Source organism: Kribbella sp. NPDC004536 (assembly GCF_042873835.1).
Taxonomy (GTDB): domain Bacteria; phylum Actinomycetota; class Actinomycetes; order Propionibacteriales; family Kribbellaceae; genus Kribbella.
The window spans coordinates 662,526-684,336 of sequence record NZ_JBIALY010000002.1 but is presented as its reverse complement, the minus strand read 5'-3'; the positions used below and the strand labels follow the sequence as shown (position 1 = coordinate 684,336).

Annotated in this window: 22 protein-coding genes; 8 read left to right on the top strand and 14 right to left on the bottom strand. The window is 69.0% G+C overall.

The annotated features are described in order from the left end of the window. Positions 1-217: 217 nt before the first annotated feature. Genes ACFYRU_RS18060 through ACFYRU_RS18040 form a run of 5 tightly spaced genes read right to left on the bottom strand, consistent with a single transcriptional unit; the run spans position 218 to position 4,373 of the window. The gene (locus tag ACFYRU_RS18060) at positions 218-1,183 is read right to left on the bottom strand and encodes a zinc-binding dehydrogenase (protein ID WP_387659824.1); all 966 of its coding nucleotides are present in this window, start codon (positions 1,181-1,183) and stop codon (positions 218-220) included. Between the two features lie 9 nt (positions 1,184-1,192). Next, the gene (locus ACFYRU_RS18055) at positions 1,193-1,552 is read right to left on the bottom strand and encodes a hypothetical protein (RefSeq protein WP_387659821.1); all 360 of its coding nucleotides are present in this window, start codon (positions 1,550-1,552) and stop codon (positions 1,193-1,195) included. Further along, a complete protein-coding gene (locus tag ACFYRU_RS18050) occupies positions 1,549-2,412 on the bottom strand; it encodes a hypothetical protein (protein WP_387659819.1) in 864 nt (287 codons plus the stop codon). The genes ACFYRU_RS18055 and ACFYRU_RS18050 overlap by 4 nt, the downstream gene beginning before the upstream one ends. Positions 2,413-2,422: 10 nt before the next feature. Beyond that, on the bottom strand, positions 2,423-3,241 hold the full coding sequence (locus ACFYRU_RS18045) for a citryl-CoA lyase (RefSeq protein ID WP_387659816.1): 819 nt from the start codon (positions 3,239-3,241) through the stop codon (positions 2,423-2,425). A gap of 1 nt (position 3,242) precedes the next feature. After that, positions 3,243-4,373 (bottom strand): CaiB/BaiF CoA transferase family protein, encoded by a 1,131-nt coding sequence (locus ACFYRU_RS18040; protein WP_387659813.1) that lies wholly within the window; start codon positions 4,371-4,373, stop codon positions 3,243-3,245. A 176-nt stretch (positions 4,374-4,549) separates the two neighbouring features. Here ACFYRU_RS18040 and ACFYRU_RS18035 point away from each other — a divergent pair, with 176 nt between their 5' ends. Together ACFYRU_RS18035 and ACFYRU_RS18030 are read left to right on the top strand one after the other, a co-directional pair. Continuing rightward, positions 4,550-6,043, top strand: a complete 1,494-nt coding sequence (locus tag ACFYRU_RS18035) for an amidohydrolase family protein (protein ID WP_387659811.1) — start codon at positions 4,550-4,552, stop codon at positions 6,041-6,043. A gap of 15 nt (positions 6,044-6,058) precedes the next feature. Beyond that, positions 6,059-6,880, top strand: coding sequence for an IclR family transcriptional regulator C-terminal domain-containing protein (locus ACFYRU_RS18030; RefSeq protein ID WP_387659808.1), 822 nt, complete (start codon positions 6,059-6,061; stop codon positions 6,878-6,880). 1 nt (position 6,881) lies between these two features. Here ACFYRU_RS18030 and ACFYRU_RS18025 read toward each other — a convergent pair whose 3' ends face one another. From ACFYRU_RS18025 to ACFYRU_RS18015, 3 genes are all read right to left on the bottom strand, one after another. Continuing rightward, on the bottom strand, positions 6,882-7,343 hold the full coding sequence (locus ACFYRU_RS18025; RefSeq protein ID WP_387659806.1) for a hypothetical protein: 462 nt from the start codon (positions 7,341-7,343) through the stop codon (positions 6,882-6,884). A 5-nt stretch (positions 7,344-7,348) separates the two neighbouring features. Further along, the gene (locus tag ACFYRU_RS18020) at positions 7,349-7,933 is read right to left on the bottom strand and encodes an RNA polymerase sigma factor (protein ID WP_387659803.1); all 585 of its coding nucleotides are present in this window, start codon (positions 7,931-7,933) and stop codon (positions 7,349-7,351) included. A 65-nt stretch (positions 7,934-7,998) separates the two neighbouring features. After that, on the bottom strand, positions 7,999-10,620 hold the full coding sequence (locus ACFYRU_RS18015; RefSeq protein WP_387659800.1) for a CHAT domain-containing protein: 2,622 nt from the start codon (positions 10,618-10,620) through the stop codon (positions 7,999-8,001). A gap of 48 nt (positions 10,621-10,668) precedes the next feature. Here ACFYRU_RS18015 and ACFYRU_RS18010 point away from each other — a divergent pair, with 48 nt between their 5' ends. Continuing rightward, the gene (locus ACFYRU_RS18010) at positions 10,669-11,934 is read left to right on the top strand and encodes a S8 family serine peptidase (RefSeq protein WP_387659797.1); all 1,266 of its coding nucleotides are present in this window, start codon (positions 10,669-10,671) and stop codon (positions 11,932-11,934) included. A 183-nt stretch (positions 11,935-12,117) separates the two neighbouring features. Here ACFYRU_RS18010 and ACFYRU_RS18005 read toward each other — a convergent pair whose 3' ends face one another. Further along, positions 12,118-12,513, bottom strand: coding sequence for a hypothetical protein (locus tag ACFYRU_RS18005; RefSeq protein WP_387659794.1), 396 nt, complete (start codon positions 12,511-12,513; stop codon positions 12,118-12,120). A 153-nt stretch (positions 12,514-12,666) separates the two neighbouring features. Between ACFYRU_RS18005 and ACFYRU_RS18000 the strand changes: the two genes are divergently transcribed. Beyond that, positions 12,667-14,124 (top strand): alkaline phosphatase PhoX, encoded by a 1,458-nt coding sequence (locus ACFYRU_RS18000; protein ID WP_387659791.1) that lies wholly within the window; start codon positions 12,667-12,669, stop codon positions 14,122-14,124. Here the strand turns inward: ACFYRU_RS18000 and ACFYRU_RS17995 are convergent. After that, positions 14,093-15,154 carry a serine hydrolase domain-containing protein gene (locus tag ACFYRU_RS17995; protein WP_387659788.1) on the bottom strand — a complete coding sequence of 354 codons (1,062 nt, stop codon included), beginning with the start codon at positions 15,152-15,154 and terminating at the stop codon, positions 14,093-14,095. The two genes, ACFYRU_RS18000 and ACFYRU_RS17995, sit on opposite strands and share 32 nt — an antisense overlap. Positions 15,155-15,226: 72 nt before the next feature. On the opposite strand from ACFYRU_RS17995, the gene ACFYRU_RS17990 reads away from it, so the two are divergent. Beyond that, positions 15,227-15,805: a TetR/AcrR family transcriptional regulator gene (locus tag ACFYRU_RS17990; protein WP_387659786.1), complete on the top strand. Its 579-nt coding sequence runs from the start codon at positions 15,227-15,229 to the stop codon at positions 15,803-15,805. On the opposite strand, the gene ACFYRU_RS17985 is transcribed toward ACFYRU_RS17990, so the two are convergent. Continuing rightward, the gene (locus ACFYRU_RS17985; RefSeq protein WP_387659783.1) at positions 15,771-16,904 is read right to left on the bottom strand and encodes an MFS transporter; all 1,134 of its coding nucleotides are present in this window, start codon (positions 16,902-16,904) and stop codon (positions 15,771-15,773) included. The two genes, ACFYRU_RS17990 and ACFYRU_RS17985, sit on opposite strands and share 35 nt — an antisense overlap. A 111-nt stretch (positions 16,905-17,015) precedes the next feature. After that, positions 17,016-18,302, bottom strand: a complete 1,287-nt coding sequence (locus ACFYRU_RS17980; RefSeq protein WP_387659780.1) for a BNR-4 repeat-containing protein — start codon at positions 18,300-18,302, stop codon at positions 17,016-17,018. Between the two features lie 83 nt (positions 18,303-18,385). On the opposite strand from ACFYRU_RS17980, the gene ACFYRU_RS17975 reads away from it, so the two are divergent. Then, positions 18,386-19,015, top strand: a complete 630-nt coding sequence (locus ACFYRU_RS17975) for a LysE family translocator (protein ID WP_387659778.1) — start codon at positions 18,386-18,388, stop codon at positions 19,013-19,015. Here the strand turns inward: ACFYRU_RS17975 and ACFYRU_RS17970 are convergent. Then, positions 19,012-19,584, bottom strand: a complete 573-nt coding sequence (locus tag ACFYRU_RS17970) for an NADPH-dependent F420 reductase (protein ID WP_387659776.1) — start codon at positions 19,582-19,584, stop codon at positions 19,012-19,014. The genes ACFYRU_RS17975 and ACFYRU_RS17970 overlap by 4 nt on opposite strands. A gap of 71 nt (positions 19,585-19,655) precedes the next feature. Between ACFYRU_RS17970 and ACFYRU_RS17965 the strand changes: the two genes are divergently transcribed. After that, positions 19,656-20,147, top strand: a complete 492-nt coding sequence (locus ACFYRU_RS17965; protein ID WP_387659773.1) for a MarR family winged helix-turn-helix transcriptional regulator — start codon at positions 19,656-19,658, stop codon at positions 20,145-20,147. Here ACFYRU_RS17965 and ACFYRU_RS17960 read toward each other — a convergent pair. After that, positions 20,135-20,584 carry an SRPBCC family protein gene (locus tag ACFYRU_RS17960; protein ID WP_387659770.1) on the bottom strand — a complete coding sequence of 150 codons (450 nt, stop codon included), beginning with the start codon at positions 20,582-20,584 and terminating at the stop codon, positions 20,135-20,137. The two genes, ACFYRU_RS17965 and ACFYRU_RS17960, sit on opposite strands and share 13 nt — an antisense overlap. An 87-nt stretch (positions 20,585-20,671) precedes the next feature. Here ACFYRU_RS17960 and ACFYRU_RS17955 point away from each other — a divergent pair, with 87 nt between their 5' ends. Beyond that, complete coding sequence (locus tag ACFYRU_RS17955) at positions 20,672-21,811, top strand: hypothetical protein (RefSeq protein ID WP_387659768.1); 1,140 nt, start codon at positions 20,672-20,674, stop codon at positions 21,809-21,811.

The window sequence follows — 21,811 nt, the reverse complement described above, 5'->3', positions numbered from 1 at the left end:
ATCACCTTGCTGTGCAAGATCGACAGGTAGTACACCCGCGGGACGGTGTACACGCGAAGCCAGTCACGCTCAGGTGCACTACCTCAGCAGTCGACACATCCTGTCGAACTGCACGCTGCATCACCACAACTCCAACCGCCCACACCTCCAGCACGAACCCCACATTTGGTGGGTCTGCCAGGCAAATTGCCGGGTTGGCCAGGCAAACTGGCGCGGCTCAGTCGAAGGTAAGGACGAGGCGACCGGAGCCGGCGCCGGTCGCCTGCCGGGTCCATGCGTCCGTCACGTGCGCGAGCGTGACGGTCTCGTGGGCCACTCGGATGGCTCCGGTCGTGGCGTGCTGGAGTACGGCGGTCAACGCGTCGCGGCGCTGCGCCGCGGTCAGCGCGTTGTTCGTGTAGCCGAGTACGCTCGCGGACTTGCTCCGCAGTACGGCCGACGAGAACGCCGCCTCGTCGCCCGACGACCCGCCGAGGTTCACCAGTCGACCACCCGGCGCCAGTACGCGCGAAGCAGCCGTCGCCGCCACCCCGAACACCGGGTCGATCACCACGTCGTACGCCGGCTCCCCTAGCCGTGCCGTCAACTCGTCCACATCGTCGCTCAAGGCAACTACTTCGTCGGCGCCGGCCGCGAGCGCCCGCTCCCGCGAAGCAGCCGACCGTACGACGGCCACCACCCGCGACGCCCCGAGCACCTGCGCCGCCCCGATCGCGACCTGCCCGACCGCACCACCGCCGCCGAGCACCAGCACCTGCTCCCCGCTCCGCATCCCGGCCCGCCAGGTGAGCGTCATCCACCCCGCGACCCCCGACAACCCGATCGCCGCCACGGTCGCATCGTCTGCTGCTGCCTTCAGAACCACCAGATCCTCATCCGGTACGGCGGCCCGCTCGGCCAAGCTGCCATCTCCAGGAGCCATCCCGGCGGAGGTCGCGAAGAACACCCGCGTACCGGGCGCGACCGTCGCGGACTCCTCCACCACGCCGACGCCTTGCACACCGGGTACGTACGGCAGCACCGGAGCGCCGAAGTACGACGTACCGGAAGCGCACAACAGGTCCAGCGGCACGATCGGCGCCGCCGTCACGCGCACGATCGAGCGGCCCTCGCCCGCAACCGGATCGGGATGATCCGTGTGCGTCGGCGGTTCACCGTGGGTGTGCAGTACTGCGGCGCGCACGCGTCCTCCTCAGGTGGCGATGTCCGGATAGGGTAACGAGTGCGTCTGCAGCGCCCGTCCGTACGCCTTCTGGTACTCGAGCGGCCCGTTGTCCCGTTCGAACATCGCGATGAACAGCGTCAGCGTGAGAAACGGATGCGCGCCCAAGTCGAACAGCGCCACGTGGTCCTGTTCGCGCAACGCTTTGCGCTCCGCTTCGGTGAACGACTGCCACGTGGACTTCTCCGGGACGGCACAGTTGAGGAGCTGGTTCGCGACCTCCGCCTCCCACCACGTCACCGTCGCTCCCGGGTCCTCTCGGTAGCGCTCGACCAACTCCGGGTCCCGGTCGACCGTGTACAGAAACTTGTTCAGCAGGTACCTGCTCATGCGGGCACTCCGTTCGGGTACCAGGTGAAGTACGCCTCCATGGTGTGGAACAGGTCGAGCGAGTCCACGTGATCCGCCTTCGCGCCGGCGCCCGCGACGCCCATCATCAGCATGAAGTCCATGAACCCGTGGGTCGCGTTGCCGGGCAGATGCAGGCTGTCCAGCGTCACTTCGGACAGACAGCCCTCGATGTCCCCGCTCGCGATCCAGTCGACGGCCTTGCGGTCGAACTCCGGGTCCGGCCCGTGCGCGCCGAACTGCCGCGGCCCGCCGAGCTCCAGCGACAGGTGCCCGGTGCCGATGATCGCGACCCGCTGGTCGGTCGGCCACGACTCGACCAACTGCCGGATCGTCCGGCCGAGTTCGACGAACCGGCCCGGGCGGGGCAGCGGCGGGGCGAAGATGTTGGTGTAGATCGGCACGATCGGCAGGTCCGCGTCCGGGCGGAGCGTGATGATCGGGCAGGTGATGCTGTGGTCGATCCGCAGTTCGTTGCTGAAGGCAAGATCGAACCCGGCGTCCAGGCCGTTGCGGAGGATGTGTGACGCCAGCTGTTCGTCGCCCGCCAGACGCATCCGGGGCAAGCCGAACTCGCGTTCCTCGTTGTACCAGTTGGCGTCGAAGTACGGCGCCTTGCCGACGAGGAACTGCGGCATGTTGTCCAGCCACAACTGGTGGAAGTGGTCGCTGCCGACCATCACCAGGATGTCGGGGCGGGCCTTCGTCAGGGTCTCCCGGAACGCGGTGATCTTCGCGACCCACTCGTCGGCGAACGGCGGCCGGTCTGCACCGGTCGCGGTGCTCGCGCGGTAGTAGAACGGGTGGTGGGTGGAGGCGATCACCGCGGCGACTGTGGCCATCTGGTGCTCCTTAGGGTTCGACGTACTCGGCGTTGCGGTCGATGGTCAGGTAGGCGTCCATACCGATCGGCCGCCGCCGCTCCTCAGCGAGCTGCCCGAGCAACCCCGCCGCACGGGCCAACAACGCAAACCCACGCAACAGCTCGACAGGCAACCCCAGATCAGCCAGCGCAGCCCCACACACCCCTGCACCATTCAGAGGAAGCCGGCGCCCCAACACCTGCTCGTGCATTCGCCCGACAGCTTGAAACAGCTTCAGATGTGGGCCTTCCAGCCCTTCCGCACGGGCAATCCCAATCAGCACAGGCGTCCGAGGATCCTCTACTTTGTGCACCGGATGCCCCAACCCCGGGATGAACGTACCGTTGGCCTTGGACTGTTGGACGAGCTCTAACGCGAGGGTGTCCCACCCGGCGTCATCCATCGGCAGCCCGGCGTCCTCTGTCGGCAGCCCGGCGTTCTCCGTTCTGTCGGGGTGGTGGGTGGTTAGGGCTTGGTGGAGGAAGGTTGCGCAGTCTTCTGTCACCCCGAGGAAGCGGGAGCCTCCGCCGAGAAGGCCGGCCGCGAGTGCGCCCTGCAGTGAGTCCGGCGCCGACAAGTACGTCAGGCGTGCCGCGATCGCGGTCGGCGTGAAGCCGTGGTCGGCAAGAGCCACCAGGACCGCCTCGAAGACCCGCGTCTCGGACGGCGTCGGGCGGCGCATCGCGACCAGCCAGAAGGCGAGTTCACCGAAGCCGACCTTGCCCATCAGATCTGCCGTCAAGTCCTGCCCGAGCAGCCGGATCTCGTCCGCCGTCGACGTCCCCAACGACGTCGGAAATCTCGGCATGTCACTCATTGGTCAGCCACTTCCTCAGCTCGGGGCCGTGTTCGTCGAGGGACGGTGGGGGTAGGCGGTACGACGCGGTGGTGCCGGAGAACGTGATCGGGTTGCGGATGCCGGGGATGCCGCCGACCGTGACGACCGGGTCCAGGCCGATGTCCTCGGCGAACGCGACGCCTCCGTCGACGGTGTTGATCGGACCGCACGGGACGCCGGCCGCGATGATGTCGGCGAACCACTCCATCCGGGTACGTGTCCGCAGCCGCTCCACCAGCAGCGGGCGCAGTTCGTCCCGGTTGGCGGTACGTTTCTCGTTCCGGTCGAACCGCGGATCGTCGGCCAGCTCCGGCACCCCGAGTACTTCCACCAGCTTGCGGAACTGCCCGTTGTTCCCGGCGGTGATGATCAGCTCCCCGTCCGCGCAGGGCAGCGGCTCGTACGGGAACAGGCTCGGGTGGCTGTTCCCCATCCGCTGCGGTACGACGCCGCCCGCGACGTACGCGCTCGACTGGTTGACCAGCCCGGACAACGCCGACGACAAGAGGTTCACCTCGACGTGCTGCCCGCGGCCGCTCTCCGCCCGCACATGCAGCGCGGACAGTACGCCGATCGTCGCGTGCAGGCCTGCCATCACGTCGAACACCGAGATCCCGGCCCGGAACGGTTCCCCGTCCGGATCACCGGTCAGACTCATCAACCCGGAGATCGCCTGCACGATCAGGTCGTACCCAGGTAGTGCCGCCCCCCGCGGCCCGGACCCGAACCCGCTGATCGACGCGTAGATCACCGCGGGGTTGCCCTCGGCAACGGTCTCGTAGTCGAGCCCGAACCGCGCCAGCCCACCGGGCCGGAAGTTCTCCACCAGTACGTCGGCTCGCCGCGCCAACTCCTGCGCCGCCGCGAGGTCCGCGGGGTCCTTCAGATCCAGTGCGATCGACCGCTTGTTCCGGTTCACCGCGAGGTAGTACGTCGAGCTGCCGTCGCGGACCGGTGGCTGCCAGGACCGGGTGTCGTCACCGGCCGGCGCCTCGACCTTGATCACGTCCGCGCCGAGGTCCGCAAGCAGCATGGTCGCGTACGGACCGGCCAGGATCCGCGAGAAGTCGGCCACCAGCAGCCCCGACAACGGACCAGTCACTCGAGCCTCCCGCACGCATTCGCGGACATCTGTCCGCCTCAGTCTCAGCTGGCAAAGAAGGCATGTCAACCACTCGCGCCGAGCCCTTGACAGCACCACACGGCGAGCAGAGAGTGAGCTCCATCGCCCCGTTGACCGTGATACGGACGTATGTCCGGAGAGCTCTGGAGGGGATCATGACGACGAACCAAACGCCGGGCCCGGAGGGCGGCTCCGCGCCGGCGGCCGGGCGGCCGGTGCTGTTGCAGGGCGGGACCGTGCTCACGATGGACGACCGGCACACGGTCCTGCAGGATGCCGACGTCCTGATTGCCGGCAACCGGATCGCGGCCGTCGGCCCGGACCTCGACGTACCCGAGGGCGCGCAGATCATCGACGCGTCCGGCGGGATCGTGATGCCCGGGATGATCGACACCCACCGGCACATGTGGCAGACCGCGATGCGCGCGTACGGCGCCGACTGGACGCTCACGCAGTACTTCGTCTGGTACTACCTCGAGCACGGCAAGACGTTCCGTCCCGAGGACATCCGGGCCGGCAACCTGACGTCGGCGTGGGAGTCGCTCGAGGCCGGCGTCACCACGACGGTCGACTGGTCGCACGGCCTGCAGAGCGTCGACCACGCCGAGGCCGCGGTGGACGCGCTCCGAGCAGTACCCGGCCGGTTCGTACTTGCCTACGGCAACATCCAGGCCGGCCCGTGGGAGTGGTCCGCGGACCCGTCGGTCCGGGCGTTCCTCGAACGACTGCGCGACGACGACCGGATCGGACTGCAGTTGGCCTTCGACGTCACCGGCGACCCGGCGTTCCCGGAGCGGGCCGCGTTCGAGGTCGCCCGCGAGCTCGACCTCGCCGTCACCACGCACGCGGGCGTCTGGGGTGCGACCAACGACAACGGCATCAAGCTCATGCACGAGAACGACTTCATGACGCCGAAGAACATCTACGTGCACGCGGCCACGCTGACCACCGACTCGTACCAGCGGATCGCCGCGACCGGCGGCTCGATCTCGGTCTCCACCGAGTCCGAACAGAGCGCCGGCCAGGGCTACCCGCCGACCTGGCAGGTTCGCCGGCACAACATCCCTGTCTCACTCTCGATGGACACCAGTGTGTGGTGGAGCGGCGACCTGTTCAGCGCGATGCGTACGACCCTCGGCGCCGACCGGGCCCGCGAACACCTCGAGGCGCACATGAAGGGCGCCACCGTGACGCACAGCCATCTGCGCGCCGAGCAGGTCGTCGACTGGGCCACCCGCGGCGGCGCGAAGGCCCTCGGGCGCGACGACCTCGGCAGCCTGGAGGTCGGCAAGACGGCGGACGTGATCCTGATCAAGAACGACGCGTCGCCGGTTTCGTTCCCGCTGATCAACCCGTACGGACAGGTCGCGTTCCAGGCGCAGCGCGGCGACGTCCACACGGTGATCGTCGACGGCAGGATCGTGAAGCAGGACCACCAGTTGGTCGGTTGCGACCTGGCTGCCGTACGGCGGGAGGTCGAGGCGACCGTCGAGCACCTGCGGTCGGCGCTCGGCGAGGAGGCGTGGAAGAGCGGGATGAATCCGGAGCTGCCGGCGGGCGAGGTGCTGGACAACCCGTACCAGTACACGGACTACAAGTCCGACTCGACCCGCGAGGCACGTGGCACCATCTTCGGTGAAGGTCACTAGCCGACAGGAGGACAGATGGCAGGGCGTGGCTCGGGTCCGGATTTCGTCGAGTCGCTGGCTCGCGGGCTGGACGTGCTCGCCTGCTTCGACGCGGGCCACCGCACGATGTCGCTGTCCGAGGTCGCGACCGCGGCCGGGCTCGCCCGGCCGACGGCGCGCCGGTTGCTGCTGACGCTGGAGGAGCTCGGTTTCGTGCGCACCGCCGGCGGTGCGTACCAGCTGACGCCGAAAGTGCTCACGCTCGGGATGGCATACGTCGGTTCGCTCGGCCTGTGGGACATCGCGAAGCCGCACCTCGAGTCGCTGGTCGCGCGAACCGGCGAGTCGTCGTCGATGGCGCAGCTCGACGGGTCGGACATCGTGTACGTCGCCCGCGTGTCGGTGCCGAAGCTGATCGCGTTACGCGTCGACATCGGGACGCGCTTCCCGGCGGTGCAGACGTCGCAGGGCAAGGTACTGCTGTCGGCGCTCACACCCGACGAACTGGCCGACGTACTGGCGCAGCCCAGCCGCGCCGGGCTCCCGCCGTACATCGGCCGCACCCGCGACCAGCTACGCGACGAGCTGACCGAGATCCGGGCCCGCGGTTGGGCCCTCGCCGACGAGGAACTCGCCCCCGGGGTCCGCTCGGTCGCCGCGCCGGTGCGAGACGGCAACGGAACCGTCCGGGCCGCCATGAACGTGACAGTCCACGCCGCCGAAACCAGCGTCGACACACTCCTCCACGACCACCTCCCCCTCCTGCTACGCACAGCCGGAGACGTCAGCGCCGAATGGGCACTCTGGCAGTCCCGCCCCCACGTCGAACTCCCCCAACGCACCGAGACGACCGCTTGAACTAGGGCGTGATCCAGCCGGTCAGGATCGTCATGCCTGACCGCGTCGTGCATACCAAACGGTATGGAATGGTCGGCGGGGGGCCGAGGACGAAGAAGCCCAGTTCGTCGATGTCGGCGGCGAGGCCGGGGTCGAGTTTGCCGCCGTCGGCGCGGACGGTGACGGTGCCGACCTCGGGTGGGTCGAGTTGGCCGAGGATCGCGTTCGGGGTGAGTTCCAGCTCGACCGTCCAGCTGTCCGAGGCGAAGGTGAGCGATCGCAGGATCGCGCTCTCGGACCGGATCGCCAGCGGTTCCAGCGCGGAGTCGTAGGTGAGCGCCGCGAGCTCGGCGTCGATCGTGCGCCACGCGAACGCCGACTTGCCGGCCTCGACGAACGCCGCCGGTACGTCGTCCGTGGCGGCGAATGCCTCACGCAAGGCCTCGATCAACTTCTCGTCGTCGTTCCAGTCCGGGTCCATCACGGGTCTCACCTCCCTGTTCCGTCGTCGGGTCCGTCTGCTGCCAGCCGCATCAGTGCGGGGGTCTGCCGGAGCCGGCCCAGGCACCGCGCGCGGTTCGGGCCGATGCTGCCGATCGGTAGTTCCAGTCGCCGGCTGATCTCGTCGTACGGCGCCGGTGGGTCCTGCATGAGCAACGACAGCAGCTGCTGGCAGCGCCGCGACAGCTCGCCGAACGCGGTCCGCAGGATCGTGCCGCGTTCGTGCCGGAGGACCTCTTCCTCGGCGACGGCCTGCTCGGGTACGTCGGGCGAATCCGCCAGGTCGACCGGCTCGACGCGACTGCTCGCGCGGATCAGCCGGAAGCACTCGCGCTGGGTCGTGGTCGCGATCCAGCCCGGCAACGCGGCCGGCTCGCGCAGGCCGGGCAGGTGCTCGACCAACCGCAGCCACACGCTCTGCCCGACGTCGTCGATGTCAGGCTGCGCCAACCGGTACCGCCGGCAGATCGAGTAGACCAGCGGCGCGTACCGCTCGACCAGCTCGTCCCATGCGCTCTTCTCGCCGTCCCTGGCCCTGGCGACCAGGTCGACGACCGTCGGGTCGTCCCGCATGCCGTCCCCCTTTCACCGGACCGCTCTCTTACTGGTACAGAGCGCTCCGGACGACTGGTGATACATCAAGCGCCGAGGGCGACGAACGACCGGCCCGCCGCGTCCGCGACCGGGTCGCCGCGGGCTTCCTGGCGGGCGGTCGCGAAGGCTTGTGCGAGGGTCTGGCCGGCGCGCAGGTTCTCGTGGAGGGCGAGCATCAGCGGGGCGGTGGCCGGGTCGTTGACCGGTACGACGCTCGCGAGGATGCCGGCCGCGCCGAGTGGGATCAGGCTGCTGCTCAACCCGAGCAGCTCGTCCGCGCCGACCGGTTTCGCGAGTCCGGAGTCGCAGCTCGAGAGCACCATCCGGTACGGGGCTCTGCGCAGCCGCTCGAAGTCGTACACGGTCAGTGGTCCGTCGTCGAGCCGCAACGACGAGAACAACGGGCTGTCGGAACGGAAGGTGCCGTGCGCGGCGATGTGCGCGATCCACGCGCCGTCGAGGGCACGCAGTACTTTCTCGGCTGTCGCGTCGCCGTTGGCGAGCACAGTCGCGTCCGGGTACTGCTCGGCCAGCCGCATCACTTCCGTCCGTCCCGCCGACAACCCCGGCCCCAGCACCAGCACCACCCGCCGATCCCCCGGCGCCCGCAGCCCTCGCGCCCGCAACCAAGCCGCCGCCGAAGGCACCACGTTCACCGCCCGATCCCCCAACACCATCCCCCAAGGCAAAGCCTGCAACCGCCCCGGCGGCACAACCACCACATCCCGATCCCCGATCAGGGTCCGCGCAGGTCCCAGGATCGCCTCCCCCAATCGGTTCCCGAGCACGTCCAGCGAAGGCCCCGGAAAGGAGGTGTGAGAGGTGCCGCTCCGGCCGCTGTCCTCCCCACCAAGTGGGCGGGCGTGGGCGAGGCGGCGGAGGCGGAATCTTGAGCGTTCTACTTCGAGGGCGGCTGTTGTGAGGGGGCCTACTTCGTGGCGGGTGAGTTTGCCGTCTTTTACAACTACTGCGTGGAGGGTGCCGGCGATTTCTATCAGTTCGATCAGGACTGTTTCGCCGAGCGCTTCGATCAGCTCGTCAAGCTGTAGGCGGTTGGTGTGTTCGAGTGATCCGCCGGCGGCGCGGAGGGCTCGGTCGCGGACTGCTTTCTCCAGGCGTCGGCGTTCCTTGTCCAGTGACGGATCCGGCGCCGCGTCCAACCGCCGTACGACATCCCGCAACGCCGCCAGCTCCCCCACCAGCTGCTCGTCGTCGGACGGCCGCACAGGTGGTACGCCGAGCGCCGTCGCCCGCCACCGCTCGCCCCACAGCAACAACCGCCGCGGATCGTCGCGCCGCAACGCGTCCCGCAACGCCAACCCGGCCAACTCCGCGCCCTGCCCCGTGGCCAACGCCCGCAGCTCGGTAGCCCCCATCGTCAACCGATGCTCGTCCAACGCATCGAGCCCACGAGCACACGCCGACAACATCGATCGCACCTCGCCGCGAGCCTCGGCCCGCAACGCCTTCCCCAACCACGCCGCACTCCGGGCGATCGGCGGCGCGTCCTTGCTGTGCCGCCCGGCCAGCTCCAACTGCCGATCCGCGGCCCGGGCACGCCCCACGTCCAACGCCAACCGCCCGGCCAGCAGATGCGCGGCCGACGCCTCCGAAGCCCCCAGCACATCCAACCGCTGCGCCACCGAACGTACGCGCCGCAGCAGCGCCTCACCCCGCTCCCCCGACCGGTACCGCGCCTCCAGCACGACCATCGACGACCGGACCGCCCACCACTCGCGCCGCTGCGCCGAGAACAAGCGCCGCGCCCGTTCCGCCCGCTCCCGCGCCCCGGCGGCATCCCCCGCCGCCAGCGTCGCGGTGGCCGCCGCGAACCACAGCTCTCCCCGCTTGGTCGCCGTACCACCGAACGTAGCCAGCGCCTGATCCATCTCGGCAACCGCTTCGGCGGCGAGCCCCGCCGCCAGCAGGACGCCGCACCGATCGATCACCAGGTCCGGCCACACCACGCCGACCGCGGCGAACCGCCGGCCCGCCTCGTCGAAGTACCGCAGCGCGGCCGGCAGATCGCCTCGCGAGTACGCGACCAGCCCGCGGTTCTGCCGCGCCTCGGCGTACTCGAACTCCTGCCCGGTCGCGGCGTACAACTTCTCCGCGACCGCGAAGTCCGCGTCCGCCCGCTTGGTCCCGCCCAACGCCAGCTGGATGAAGCCGCGGTAGTTCCGCGACCGCGCCTCCCACACCTGATCGCCGGACCGCCGCAACCGCGAGATCGCCGCGCGCAGGTCGTCGAGCGCTTCGCGATGCCGCCCGAGCACCAGCAGTACGTCGGCCCGCCGCAGCAGCACGCGCCCCGTCAACGCACCCCGGCTGAGGTCCACCGCGCGGTCGAGCCGGGCCAGTCCCTCGCGGCTCCGCCCGGCCCGGCCGAGCGTTGCGCCCAACGTGGCAAGGACATCCGCCTCACGCTCCGACCGCCCGGACTGCTCCGCCAACCGCAACGCCGTCCGCAGTTCGCGAACCGCCGTCGGTACGTCGCCGAGCTGGCGCAGACCGATCCCGCATGCCTGGTGGGCGATCGACGCCTCGGCCGTAGCCGGGTCCGCGGCCAGCAGGGTGCGTGCGGAAGCGATCGCGTCGTGCGGACGCGACAACGCGAGCGGCAGCAGATTTTCTACTGCCTCGGCACTCCCCCCGGCCGGTGGCACTCTGTAATGATAACGAGCATTTCGTTGCTCGAGGGGGGAAACCAGGAGATGGAAAATCAATCAAACGAACGAAAGTACGTCGCCCAGATCGAACTGATTCTGGAGGCGTTCAAGGACGTCGAGGTCTACCCGCTGGACTGGGAGAAGGAGCCGGAGGGGGCTCAGTACCTGTACCGCGCCGGCGTCGTACTGATCCGCGACGAGGACCTCGGCCGGGTGATCGAACTGTTCGAGGGCGGCCGGCCCGCCGAGGGCGGTATCGGTGGCGTCACCCGCCTGCTGCTGCCGGAGCGGGTGCCGGAGCAGGCACCGGAAGATCGTTCGCCGACCCAACGATTCCTCCGGTACGCCGACCTGCGCCTCGGGCGTGGCGTGGTCACGCCCGAGCACCTCTTCTACGTCTGCCCGAGCGTCAGCCCGTGTCCCGCGACGGAGCCGGAGGAGGTACCGCCCGGGATCCCGCCGGACCCGGTGCTGCCGACCCCGTTCCTGTCCGCCGGCGCCGCGGACGGCCGTGGCGTCAAGGTCGTCGTACTCGACGTCGGCTGGTCGGACGCCCCGGCGGCGTACTGGCTGAACGACGTCACCGGTGACCCGGAGAACGCGTTCGACGGCTCCGGCCGGATCCGGCCGTACGCCGGGCACGGTACGTTCATCGCCGGCGTCATGCGGGCGATCGCGCGGAACGTGGAGATCGTGGTGAAGAGCTACTTCACCACGGCCGGAGCGATCTGGGAGTTCGACCTCGCGCAGGCGCTGGACGAGGTACTCGACCTCGCGCCGGACATCATCAGCCTGTCGGCCGGGACCCGGACCCGCCACAACCTGGCGCCGCTCGGGCTGGACGTGTTCGTGAAGACGCGTCTCGACCGGATCAACGGCCTGACGCTGGTCGCCGCCGCAGGTAACGAGTCGACCAGGGACTACTTCTGGCCGGCCGCGTTCCCGGAGGTGGTCGGCGTCGGCGCGCTCGCGGACAACGGCCGGGACCGCGCGTCGTACAGCAACTTCGGCGGCTGGGTCGACGTGTACGCACCGGGTACGGGCCTGGTGAACGCGTTCCTCACCGGCGACTACCAGTGCACCGAACCGCCGTACAGCGGCCAGGTTCGCTCGTTCCAGGGCATGGCGCGCTGGAGCGGTACGTCGTTCGCGACGCCGCTGGTGGCCGGCCTGATCGCCGGCCGGATGTCGGTCACCGGCGAATCGGCCAAGCAGGCCTCGGACGCGCTGCTCGCGTACGCGCTCACCCAGCCCGAGCCGGGCACCGGCCCGGTCCTGCGGGCCGGCGACGCCCTGGCTTCCCTGCCTTAGCTGGACGCGCCGACGCGGTGCGGACCTCCGGCCTGACCAACCGGACCCTCCGCACCGCGTCAGGCTCCCCCTCTACGCAGCCCCGCGCCGCCCTCCCCCCTGCAACGGCCCGAAGGCTTCCCCCCACATTTCTGCGGAGTCACCCTCGGCGCGGATTGATACACCCGGTGGTCCGGAAAGTTTTCAACGAACGGTCGGCGCCGGATGCTCACAGAGGAACGGTGCCCGGTGTGCGCTCGAGTGGTACGCGTACTGCTTGCCGTCGACCTCCAGAACGGTCCGGTTCCCGTTCACCAGCATCTGGGTGTAGAACATGCCCGGCTCCGGGCAGCCGAGGCTCCCGTCCGGCCAGGTCACCTCGGTCGAGCTGACCACCTGCACCGCGGCGGCGTCCACGCCCAGCCGCTTCACCAGGTCGGCCTTGGCCTGCTCGACCAGCCCGCCCGCGGGGGTGGCCGGTTCGGAACTGCTACTCGTGCTCGGCGTCATGGACGGTTGTCCTCCACTCGTCGATTCGTTGCCGCACGCAACCAGCAGTGCGGCCGCGGCCACCACGGTCAGTACCGTGCGCATCGCCATCACCTCTCACAGTAGACGCCGTACCGTGACCGTTCGTTGCACCACCGGAACTGAGAGTTGGCTGAGAGCAGTTCACCTGGTGTTTCCCGCGTGTCAGCCAATGGCCGGAAGGATTCGAACCTCGGGAACCGCCATTGCCAAGGAGTCAACACCATGTCTGTCGATCGTCGTTCCGTCCTCCGTGGTGCCGCTGTGGGTGCCGCCGGGGTCGGGTTCACCACCGTCGGCGCCGTACCGACGCTCGCCGAGGCCGCACCGGCAGCGCACGGCGGCCACGGCGGTACGGGCGCGCCGTTCCCGCAGCACCGGCCATTCCCGCCGCTGCTCGACGACCCGAAGGGCATCCTCGCGCTGCCGGCCGGATTCAAGTACAAGATCGTCACCAAGGCCGGCGAGACCAAGCTGAAGAGCGGCCACCCGACGCCGGGCCTGCACGACGGCACGGCGGTGTTCGCGGCGAACCACGGCCGCTACCAGCTGATCCAGAACCACGAGATCGGCAGCGCGAACGAGCTCGGCGTACCGCAGCTCGAGGGCACCGTCTACGACAGCGGCGTCGGCGCGGCCGGCGGCTGCACGGTCATCGACGTCGACCGCGACGGCAACAACCTCGGCGAGTGGGTCGGCATCTCCGGCACGCTGACGAACTGCGCCGGCGGTCCGACCCCGTGGGGCACCTGGATGACCTGCGAGGAGACCGAGAACAAGGCCAACGGCACCACCCGGCTGAAGGACCACGGCTACGTGTTCGAGGTCTGGGGCGACGGCAAGACCGCGCACCCGGTCCCGCTGAAGGCGCTCGGCCGGTACGCCCACGAGGCGCTCGCGATCGACGCGGACCGTACCCACGTCTATCTGTCCGAGGACGCCTCCGGCCCGAACGGTACGTTCTACCGGTGGACCGCGCCGCGCGGCTACAAGCTCGGCCCGCGCAGCTGGCAGGACCTGCAGAACAAGGACTTCGGCACCCTCGAAGCGCTGGCCATCCTCGGCGACGACGGCAAGCCGATCCCGGACGTCGCGTACCTGACGTCGGCGCAGCTGCTCCGCCCGTTCCGGGTCAAGTGGGTCGCGGTGCCGGACCGCGACGGCACCACCACGTCGGTCCGCAAGCAGTTCACCGACGGCCAGATCACCCGCGGCAAGAAGTTCGAGGGCGTCTTCGGCACCGAGCAGGGCGTGTACGTGGTGAACTCGTACGCCGAGTCCGGTACGGCGGACCTGCCCAAGGACGCCGTCCCGCACGACGGCATGGTCTGGTTCTACAACTACCGGACCGAGACCATCCAGCTGGTCACGTACTTCCCGGACAACGCGGCCGCCGACCTCGGCCCGGACGCCAAGTACGACGACTACAACTTCGACAGCCCGGACAACGTCACCGTCACCCCGTGGGGCTCGCTGGTCCTCGCCGAGGACGGCAACGCCAGCAGCCACGTGCTGAGCGCGACCCCGGGCGGTCCGGCGTACGCCATCGCGCGCAACATGCTGAACGACTCCGAGTTCACCGGGCCGTCGTTCTCGGCCGACGGCAAGGTCCTGTTCGTCAACATCCAGACCCCGGGGATCACGCTGGCGATCACCGGCCCGTGGCGCGACTACCTCGGCTGAGCGCCCGCAACAGGCTGACCGGACGCTCGTCCGGGGCGTTGCGTACTTCGTTCATCGAGTAGGAGAAGGTGGTTCCCCGGCTCGGCCAGGCGCCGTGCCGGGAACCACCTGCTCCCGCATGCCCGAACGCGTCCGGGTCGTCGCCCATCCGGCCGTCGCCGGTCTGGAGTTCGAAGCCGGCGCCGTACGCCATCGGGGTGCCCCAGTTCGGCTCGGTCCCCCGGCGGATCTCGCGTCGTCCCAGCTCGACGGTCTCAGGCGCGAGGACACCGGCCGGGTCCAGCAGCGATGCGTAGAACTTGGCCATCCCGCGGGCCGTCGCATAGCCACCGACCGCCGCCAGTCCGGCGCTCCGGTACTCCGTGCTGTTCCAGATCTTCTCCGCGCCCGGCACCCACAAGGGGTTCGGCCCCTCTACCAGCACCCCTTCCGGCGCCACCATCGTCGCCACCCGATGGTGCAGCTCCTCCGGCAACCCGATCCACACCTCAAGCTCGAGCGGCTTAGCGAACTCGTCAGCAAAGACCTGCCCAACGCTCCGCCCGTCCACCCGCCGCACAAGTTCGTCCAGCAACCATCCCCAGGTGATCGGGTGGTAGACGAACCCGGTACGCACATCCGTCGCCGGCGCCTGCGCAGCCAGACGTGCCGCCATCGCGTCGTGGTCCAGGAGATCGGCGTACCCCGCCTCCACCCCAGGCAGTCGCGCCTGATGCGACAGCACCTCCGCGATCGTCGTGTACTCCTTGCCCTTGGCACCGAACTCGGGCCAGTAGCGGCTGAGCGGATCGTCCAGCGTGATCAGCCCGCGCTGGACAAGCAGCAGGACGCACGCCGCGGTGAGGCCCTTCGTACCGGAGAACATCAGCTGGATGGTGTCGCGGTCCCACGGCCGGCCGGTGTCCGGGTCCGCCGTACCGCCCCACAGGTCGACCACCAGTTCACCGCGGTGGTACGCCGCGAACGCCGCGCCCAGCTCGTCCCGCTCGGTGAAGTTCCGCTCGAACGCCTCGGCCACCTGTTCCCACATGGAGTTGATAGTACCGATCGTTCTTATCTTGGTCCAGCTCGGTAGGGTGGACCTCGTGGAGGTGATCGCACGATGCCGGTGAAGGCTGGGGAACGACTCGATCCCGAGGCGACCCGCGCCCGGATCCTGAAGGCGGCCGCGGAGGTGTTCGGCCGGCGCGGGATCCACGCGGCCGGGATCAACGAGATCGTCGAGGCGGCCGGCGCGTCGAAGCTGACGATCTACAAGAACTTCGGCTCCAAGGAGGGTCTCGTCGAGGCCGTTCTCCTGGACCGTACGCAGCGGGTTCGGGCCTGGCACAACGAGGCCGTCGAGGGTGCGCCAGCTGGGCGCGGGCAGATCCTTGCGGTGTTCGACCTGATCGCGACCTGGTACGCCGAGCCCGGGTTCCGCGGGTGCGCGATGATGAACGCCGCCACCGAGGACCGCGGGCAGGAGGGTGCGCCGCGGCGGCTCGCGCAGGATCATCTGCGGTTCTACCGGGCGCTGTTCGAGCGGTTGCTGGCCGGGGCGCGCAAGCCCGAGGTGACGGCGCGGCAGTTGGTCGTCGTACTCGAAGGCGCGACGCTGATCAGCGCGATCGACCAGGATCCCGGGTTGGGCGCGGAGGCGCGGATCATCGTGGAGACCTTGCTGGACGCGGCATTCTGAGCAGTACGACGACACACGCGACTCCTGCACCGGCCGCGACGAGGAACGCATCCCGGAAGCCGGCTCGCTCCGCGATCAATCCGCCGAGCGGCCCCGCGACCATCACGCCGAGATCCCAGAACGACGTCATCACCCCCATCGACACGCCGGGCCTCAGTCCGCGTACCCGGTCCAGTGTCATCGAGGCACACGCCGGGTAGACCAACGCCATCCCGAACCCCGCGAACGCCGTCGCAACGACCACCTCCGCCGGGTTGCTCGCGACCGCGATCCCCGTCAACGCCACGATCTCCACCCCGATCGTCACCACAGCGACGATGCGTCCGCCGTACCGATCAACCAACGGACTCCCCGCGAACCGCAGCACCAGAAACGCCCCCGCAAACACACTCAACGCAAACCCGTCCACCCCCAACCGCCCGGCCCGCAACCACAACACCAGCAACGCAGCCACCGTCCCGTAGCAATAAGCCGCCAACCCCAAAACCACCCCCGGCAACGGCACCCCCACCGGCACGAACTCCCGCACCCCACCAATCCGCCCCACCTCCCGCCCCGCCTCTCCCCGAGTAGTAACCACAAGCCCAACCGACACAACACAAAGCAAAACAATCACCCCCCAAACCACCACCACCCGACTCCCCGCAAGGGCGGTTGCAAGGACCGGGCCGGCGGCTAGGCCGCCCCACATGGAGAGGCCGAACCAGCCGGCCAGCTTTCCTCGGTTGGTGGTCCGGGTGCCGGAGAGGACCCATGGGAGGGCGGCTGAGAACAGGGCCGCCTCGCCTGCGCCCATCACCAGGCGCGCGAGCAGCAGCACCAGCAAGGAAGGCGCAAGTAGTTGCCCGAGGCCACCGACGGCCGCCAGCACTCCCCCGGTGATCACGACCGGGCGAGACCAGCCCGCATCCGCCAACCACCCGGCGAACGGGCGCCCGCAAGCCGTTGCCAGGAAGGCGATCCCGACCGCGGTCCCGGACGCCAGCGCGCCGCCGCCGAACTTCTCCGGCACGTACGTCGGCAACACCTGCAACGCCGCCCCGAACGCCAGGTACCCGCACAACACCGCCACCCACAACCGCCGCACCGGAACCGTCACCGAGAGATAGTACCGCCCGTTACCATCTATCCGCATCCGCCTTTCCGGAACAAATTCGTCGCGGAGAGCGACTTTGTTTCCGGAAAGCACCGGCGGACGGGCCCGCGACCGTCACCTGAGCTGATCGTGCAGGACGACCTCGCAGTTGTAGTGCTGCGAGGCGGTCATCTCCCCGCGGAACCACAGCAACGGGATCCGGCCTGGGTCGCCCGGCGCGACGATCGGGCGGAGGTTGTCTGCCTGTGAGTTCTCGGTGATCGGGGTCCAGGTCCACGTTTCGCCGGCGTCCGCCGTACGGGCATGGAAGATCTCGTGATGGTTCAGCTCGGTGCTATCGCGTGGGTCGATCGGGGTGGAGACGTAGAGCGAGTCGAGGTCGTACGGGTCGATCGCGACCAGGCCGGTGTAGTCGTTCTCGTGCGGCAACAGGCCGGGGCCGGCCTTGGCCAGTTGGTGGACCTGCCAGGCGCCTTGGGTCAGGCGCGCGTAGAAGAAGCGGTGGTCTGGCACCGGATGCTGCCGTTCGTAGGTGTCCTCCGGGTTCTCCGGTGTGTCGTGCCGCGCCAGCATGACGGCCGCGACCGTTCCGTCTGGGGCGTTGCGGATGTCGACGGTCCAGCAGTGCGTCATCGGTTCGCCGTCCCACACCGAGCCGGCTTGGAGGATCGTGGTCAACTCGACCTGCGACGGCGCGTCGGCGTCCAGTGCCTTCGCGGCGATGGTGGTGCCATCGGTGCGGTGCAGGGCGCCGTTCTCCAGGTAGCCGTGGTAGATCGAGTTGTTGTAGTCGCGCGGGTGATGGTCCGTGGTGATCAGGTCGATCCGCGTCGGCGTGGAGACGTACCGCGTGTAGCCGTTGACGTAGCCGACCTTCGGGCGGGTGAAGAGCTTGCCCGCGTACGTCCACGTGTCGCCCTCGTCGTCGGACACCAGCGCACACGGGTCGTCGTTCACCGCCCGCGCGAAGCAGTACAGCCGGCCGTCGAGCTCGTGCAGGTTCGAGTACGTGACACCGCGACCGCCGGTGAACTCGCTCCAGTCGAACGTCCGCTCCGGCCCCCAGGTCCGCGGATCGCCCGGCTCACTCACCCGCCAGCGCGTCAGGTCGTCGGTCTTGTGCTTGGTGTAGACCGCCAGCCAGCGACCGTCCGTACGCCGCCACAACGCCGGCACGTCGTGGTCGTCGGCCTCGAAGCGTTCGTGCAGTACGACGACGTCGGCCGTACCGGTCCGCAGCTCGACGACCGTCAGCTCGACGTTCCCGGCCCGCGCGTCTCCACCCGGACCCTCGGGCGCCGCGATCGACCCGACGACGAGGACGCCGCTGTCCGGGTCGACCAGCGCCCGCTCGTCCTGGAACCAGCACCACGCACCGTTGTCGTTGATCACTCGCGCCATGGGCAGCCATGCTCGCAGACTTCGGCGTCCATGGGTAAGCGCTTGCCCAAATAGTGTCGGAACCTCGTGCGAGGATCGCGAACATGCCCGTCGAATCGCACCTGCTGCTCGCGTTCCTGCTGACCACCACGGTCGCGATGATCACGCCTGGGCCGGACATGCTGTTCATCCTCGGCTGCGGCATGCGGAACGGGCCGCGGGCAGGACTGCTCGCGACCGCCGGCGTCGCGACGAGCGAGCTGGTGCACGTCGCGGTGGCCGCGGCCGGGCTGGCCGCGTTGCTGGCGGCGGTACCGGTCGCGTTCACCGCGGTACGGATCGCCGGCGCGGCGTACCTGATCTATCTGGGCGTACAGCTGATCCGGCACCGCAACGATCCCGTCGACGACGCATCCGGCGACGTCGCCATGTCCGGCCGGAGGGTCTACCTGACCGGCCTGACCACGAACCTGCTGAACCCGAAGATGGTCACGTTCACGATCGCGTTCCTGCCCCAGTTCGTGTCCCCGGCGCGGGGTCACGTGTGGCTGCAGTTCGCGGCGCTCGGCGCGATCCTGATCGTCCTCGAGTTCCTCGTCGACGGGACGGTCGGCCTGCTGGCGGGGCGGATCGGGAACTGGCTGCGCACCCGGCGTACCGCCCGTCGCCGGATCGACACGGCCACGGGCGGGATCTTCATCGGGCTCGGCGTACGCCTTGCGCTGCTGCGTTAGACCAGGGCGAAACCGCCGGTCCAGGAAGTCTTCTCGCCGACGGCGAGGGTGAGCTGGAGGAAGCCGGCCGCTTCCAGCTCGCGGGCGCGCTTGAGGGAGCCGGCGTCGACCGCGCGCAGACCACCCGCGGAGACGATCCCGGCCAGTTGCGCCTTGGCGTCCGCGTCGTCGCCGGCGATCAGCACGGTCGCAGCGGCCTCACCGACCTTGCCGGTGGCAACGGTCGCGGCGAAGTTCGTGTTGAACGCCTTCAGCACCTTGGAGTCCGGGAGCTTCGCGGCCAGCTCGGCGGCCGCGGAACCGTCGGCGGGAACGGTCAGCGAGTCGAAGGTCTCGAAGTTCAGCGGGTTGCTGATGTCGACCACGACCTTGCCGGCCAACTGGTCGGCGCGGTCCGCGAGCACCTGCTCGTAGGCCGGGTACGGCGTCGCGAGGATCACGACCTCGCCGGTGACCGCCTTGTCCTTGTCGGTGGAGTTGAACAGCTCGACGGTGTTGCCACCCTTCGCGACGACCGCGGAGATCGCCTGGCCCATGTTGCCGCTGCCGATGATGCTGACGTGCGTCATGCTCTCGCTCCTTTTGGTTGTACCTTCAACCAATACGGTAGCGCACGATGGTTGTAGCTACAACCACTAGAATGGTGGCCGTGAGCACACGATGGCTGGACGACGCCGAGATGACCGCCTGGGTGCGGCTCGCCGCCGTACTGGAACTGCTGCCCGGCGTCCTCGACTCCCAACTACGCCGGGACGCCGAGCTGACCCACTACGACTACTACGTGATGGCGATGCTCTCCGAGGCCCCGAAGCGAACGCTGCGCATGACCGAGCTCGCGCAACGTACGAACGCCACCCTCCCCCGCCTTTCCCACGTCGTGAAGCGCCTCGAGGACCGCGGCCTGATCGAACGCTTCCCCTGCCCCCAGGACGCCCGCGCCACCAACGCACGGCTCACCGCGTCCGGCTGGAAGAAGATCAAGGCGACCGCACCCGGCCACGTCGAAACGGTCCGCCGGCACGTCATCGACGTACTGACTCCCGAACAGATCACCCAACTCGCCGGCATCACCGGCGCGATCCTCGAATCGGTGGACCTCGAAGGCAACCTCAGCGCGGTCTACCGCCGCTGACCCTGTTCCAGCACCTGTTTCAGCCTCGCCAGGTCCTTCGTGTTGGCGCGCCGCATCGCCGCCGCCATCAACGGCGCGGCGACCCCGGCGAACCCGCTCGGCTCACCACGGTTCCGCAACGTCATCCGGGTACTGCTCTCGCTCATCGGCTCCCATTCGTAACTGGTCTCCATCGGAAACGGCCCCTGCGCGGTCCGCATCACCAACCGCCGGTCCGGCACCAGTTCGACGACCTCGTACGTGTACGCCAGCCGCCTGCCGAGAAAGTGCGCGACGAAGTCCATCCGCGACCCGACCGCAACCGGCGGCTCGGTCCGCCACTGCACCGACTCGATGTTCGAGTACCACTCCGGCGCATTCGCCGGATCCCCCGCATACCCGGCCACCACCCCAACCGCCCGCCCGATCACCGTCTCCGTCACCACATCGACAGCCATACGTTTGACTGTACGACCACCCTCCCGAGCCATTTACAGCACGTGACCACACGTCCATTCTCGGTCTCAGGGGGCGGGGTGGGGCTCATGTCCGACAATCAGCAGGAAACGAGCCGGAGGCCTTGGTGGCGCTTCTGGCGAAGCCGTTCGACACGCGACGCGACGCCGGGATCAAGGGTCTCGGCCGTCTACGCCGTCGAGGGAACAGACATCATCGGCGGCCTCCTCGCAACCATCGCGTACGCAGCAACCGGCCCGAAGGCGAGTCTGACCGTCGTGTCCGCCTCCGTGATGATCGCGGTCGCCGCACTCGGCAGCGGTGTCCTGATCGGGATCCTCTTCGGCGTACCGCGGACCACCGCCGGTACCGATCGGCCGGCCGAGGGACATCCCGTCGTACCGGGCATCGGTGCGAACACCAATCTGGAACAGATCTCCGACTGGCTCACCAAGATCCTCGTCGGCGTCAGTCTGACCCAGTTCCCGGCGATCAAACGTGAGAGCGCGCAACTCTTCCATGCGCTCGCTCCCGCGCTGGGAGACGGCAGCGGACGGACCTCGTTCGCGGGCAGCGTGGTGATCTACTTCTTCGTGGTCGGCTTCCTGAGCGGCTGGCTGTACGCACGGCTCCGGCTCAGTCTCCTGATGAGCAACACCGACGCCCTCCTGCTGCTCGCGCTCCGGGCGGAGCGGGCAGGCGATCCGCTGACCGCGGAGACCGCGCGCCAGGAAGCCAACCGCCAGGTGAGCCTGGCCAGCGACGCTGCCCCTGCCACCCCAGTCGGGACGACCGACCTGATCCAGCAGTACAACCGGCTGCGTGACACGCCGGCCGGTACGCGGCGTACCTCGCAGATGTCCGAGATCGTCCGCCAGGCAAGGCGCCTGACAGACAGCCAGCCTTTCACCGCGCTCGATGTCGTCCAACTCTTCAACGAGGCCACCCACGGCAGCCGGATCGTCGCGCTCGCTCTGATGGAGAGCGACCTGCGCCTGGCCGACTTCCCGTCGGTGCTGAGCGCGATCCGGAACTCGCGGTCCGCGTTCGAGCAGTACCACGCGCTGACCGTCGCCAACATGATGGCGGACTCGCTGTCCGCGGACGCCAAGGCACAACTACGGCAGACCCTGGAGGCGGACGAAGTCCGCAACAAGTGGGCAGGCGACACCAGCCGTTCCGTGCTTGCCGCCTCCATCCTCGACCGCCTCGGAGGCTCAAACAGCTGA

Bases quoted from the DNA above. Each gene is read 5' to 3' on its own strand.
- ACFYRU_RS18050 (WP_387659819.1), bottom strand. From the start codon at position 2,412: ATGGCCACAGTCGCCGCGGTGATCGCCTCCACCCACCACCCGTTCTAC.
- ACFYRU_RS17995 (WP_387659788.1), bottom strand. From the start codon at position 15,154: ATGTGGGAACAGGTGGCCGAGGCGTTCGAGCGGAACTTCACCGAGCGG.
- ACFYRU_RS18055 (WP_387659821.1), bottom strand. From the start codon at position 1,552: ATGAGCAGGTACCTGCTGAACAAGTTTCTGTACACGGTCGACCGGGAC.
- ACFYRU_RS18020 (WP_387659803.1), bottom strand. From the start codon at position 7,933: ATGCGGGACGACCCGACGGTCGTCGACCTGGTCGCCAGGGCCAGGGAC.
- ACFYRU_RS18010 (WP_387659797.1), top strand. From the start codon at position 10,669: ATGGAAAATCAATCAAACGAACGAAAGTACGTCGCCCAGATCGAACTG.
- ACFYRU_RS17970 (WP_387659776.1), bottom strand. From the start codon at position 19,584: ATGACGCACGTCAGCATCATCGGCAGCGGCAACATGGGCCAGGCGATC.
- ACFYRU_RS18045 (WP_387659816.1), bottom strand. From the start codon at position 3,241: ATGCCGAGATTTCCGACGTCGTTGGGGACGTCGACGGCGGACGAGATC.
- ACFYRU_RS18035 (WP_387659811.1), top strand. From the start codon at position 4,550: ATGACGACGAACCAAACGCCGGGCCCGGAGGGCGGCTCCGCGCCGGCG.
- ACFYRU_RS17965 (WP_387659773.1), top strand. From the start codon at position 19,656: ATGGTGGCCGTGAGCACACGATGGCTGGACGACGCCGAGATGACCGCC.
- ACFYRU_RS17975 (WP_387659778.1), top strand. From the start codon at position 18,386: ATGCCCGTCGAATCGCACCTGCTGCTCGCGTTCCTGCTGACCACCACG.
- ACFYRU_RS17990 (WP_387659786.1), top strand. From the start codon at position 15,227: ATGCCGGTGAAGGCTGGGGAACGACTCGATCCCGAGGCGACCCGCGCC.
- ACFYRU_RS17980 (WP_387659780.1), bottom strand. From the start codon at position 18,302: ATGGCGCGAGTGATCAACGACAACGGTGCGTGGTGCTGGTTCCAGGAC.
- ACFYRU_RS17955 (WP_387659768.1), top strand. From the start codon at position 20,672: ATGTCCGACAATCAGCAGGAAACGAGCCGGAGGCCTTGGTGGCGCTTC.
- ACFYRU_RS18030 (WP_387659808.1), top strand. From the start codon at position 6,059: ATGGCAGGGCGTGGCTCGGGTCCGGATTTCGTCGAGTCGCTGGCTCGC.
- ACFYRU_RS17960 (WP_387659770.1), bottom strand. From the start codon at position 20,584: ATGGCTGTCGATGTGGTGACGGAGACGGTGATCGGGCGGGCGGTTGGG.
- ACFYRU_RS18005 (WP_387659794.1), bottom strand. From the start codon at position 12,513: ATGGCGATGCGCACGGTACTGACCGTGGTGGCCGCGGCCGCACTGCTG.
- ACFYRU_RS18000 (WP_387659791.1), top strand. From the start codon at position 12,667: ATGTCTGTCGATCGTCGTTCCGTCCTCCGTGGTGCCGCTGTGGGTGCC.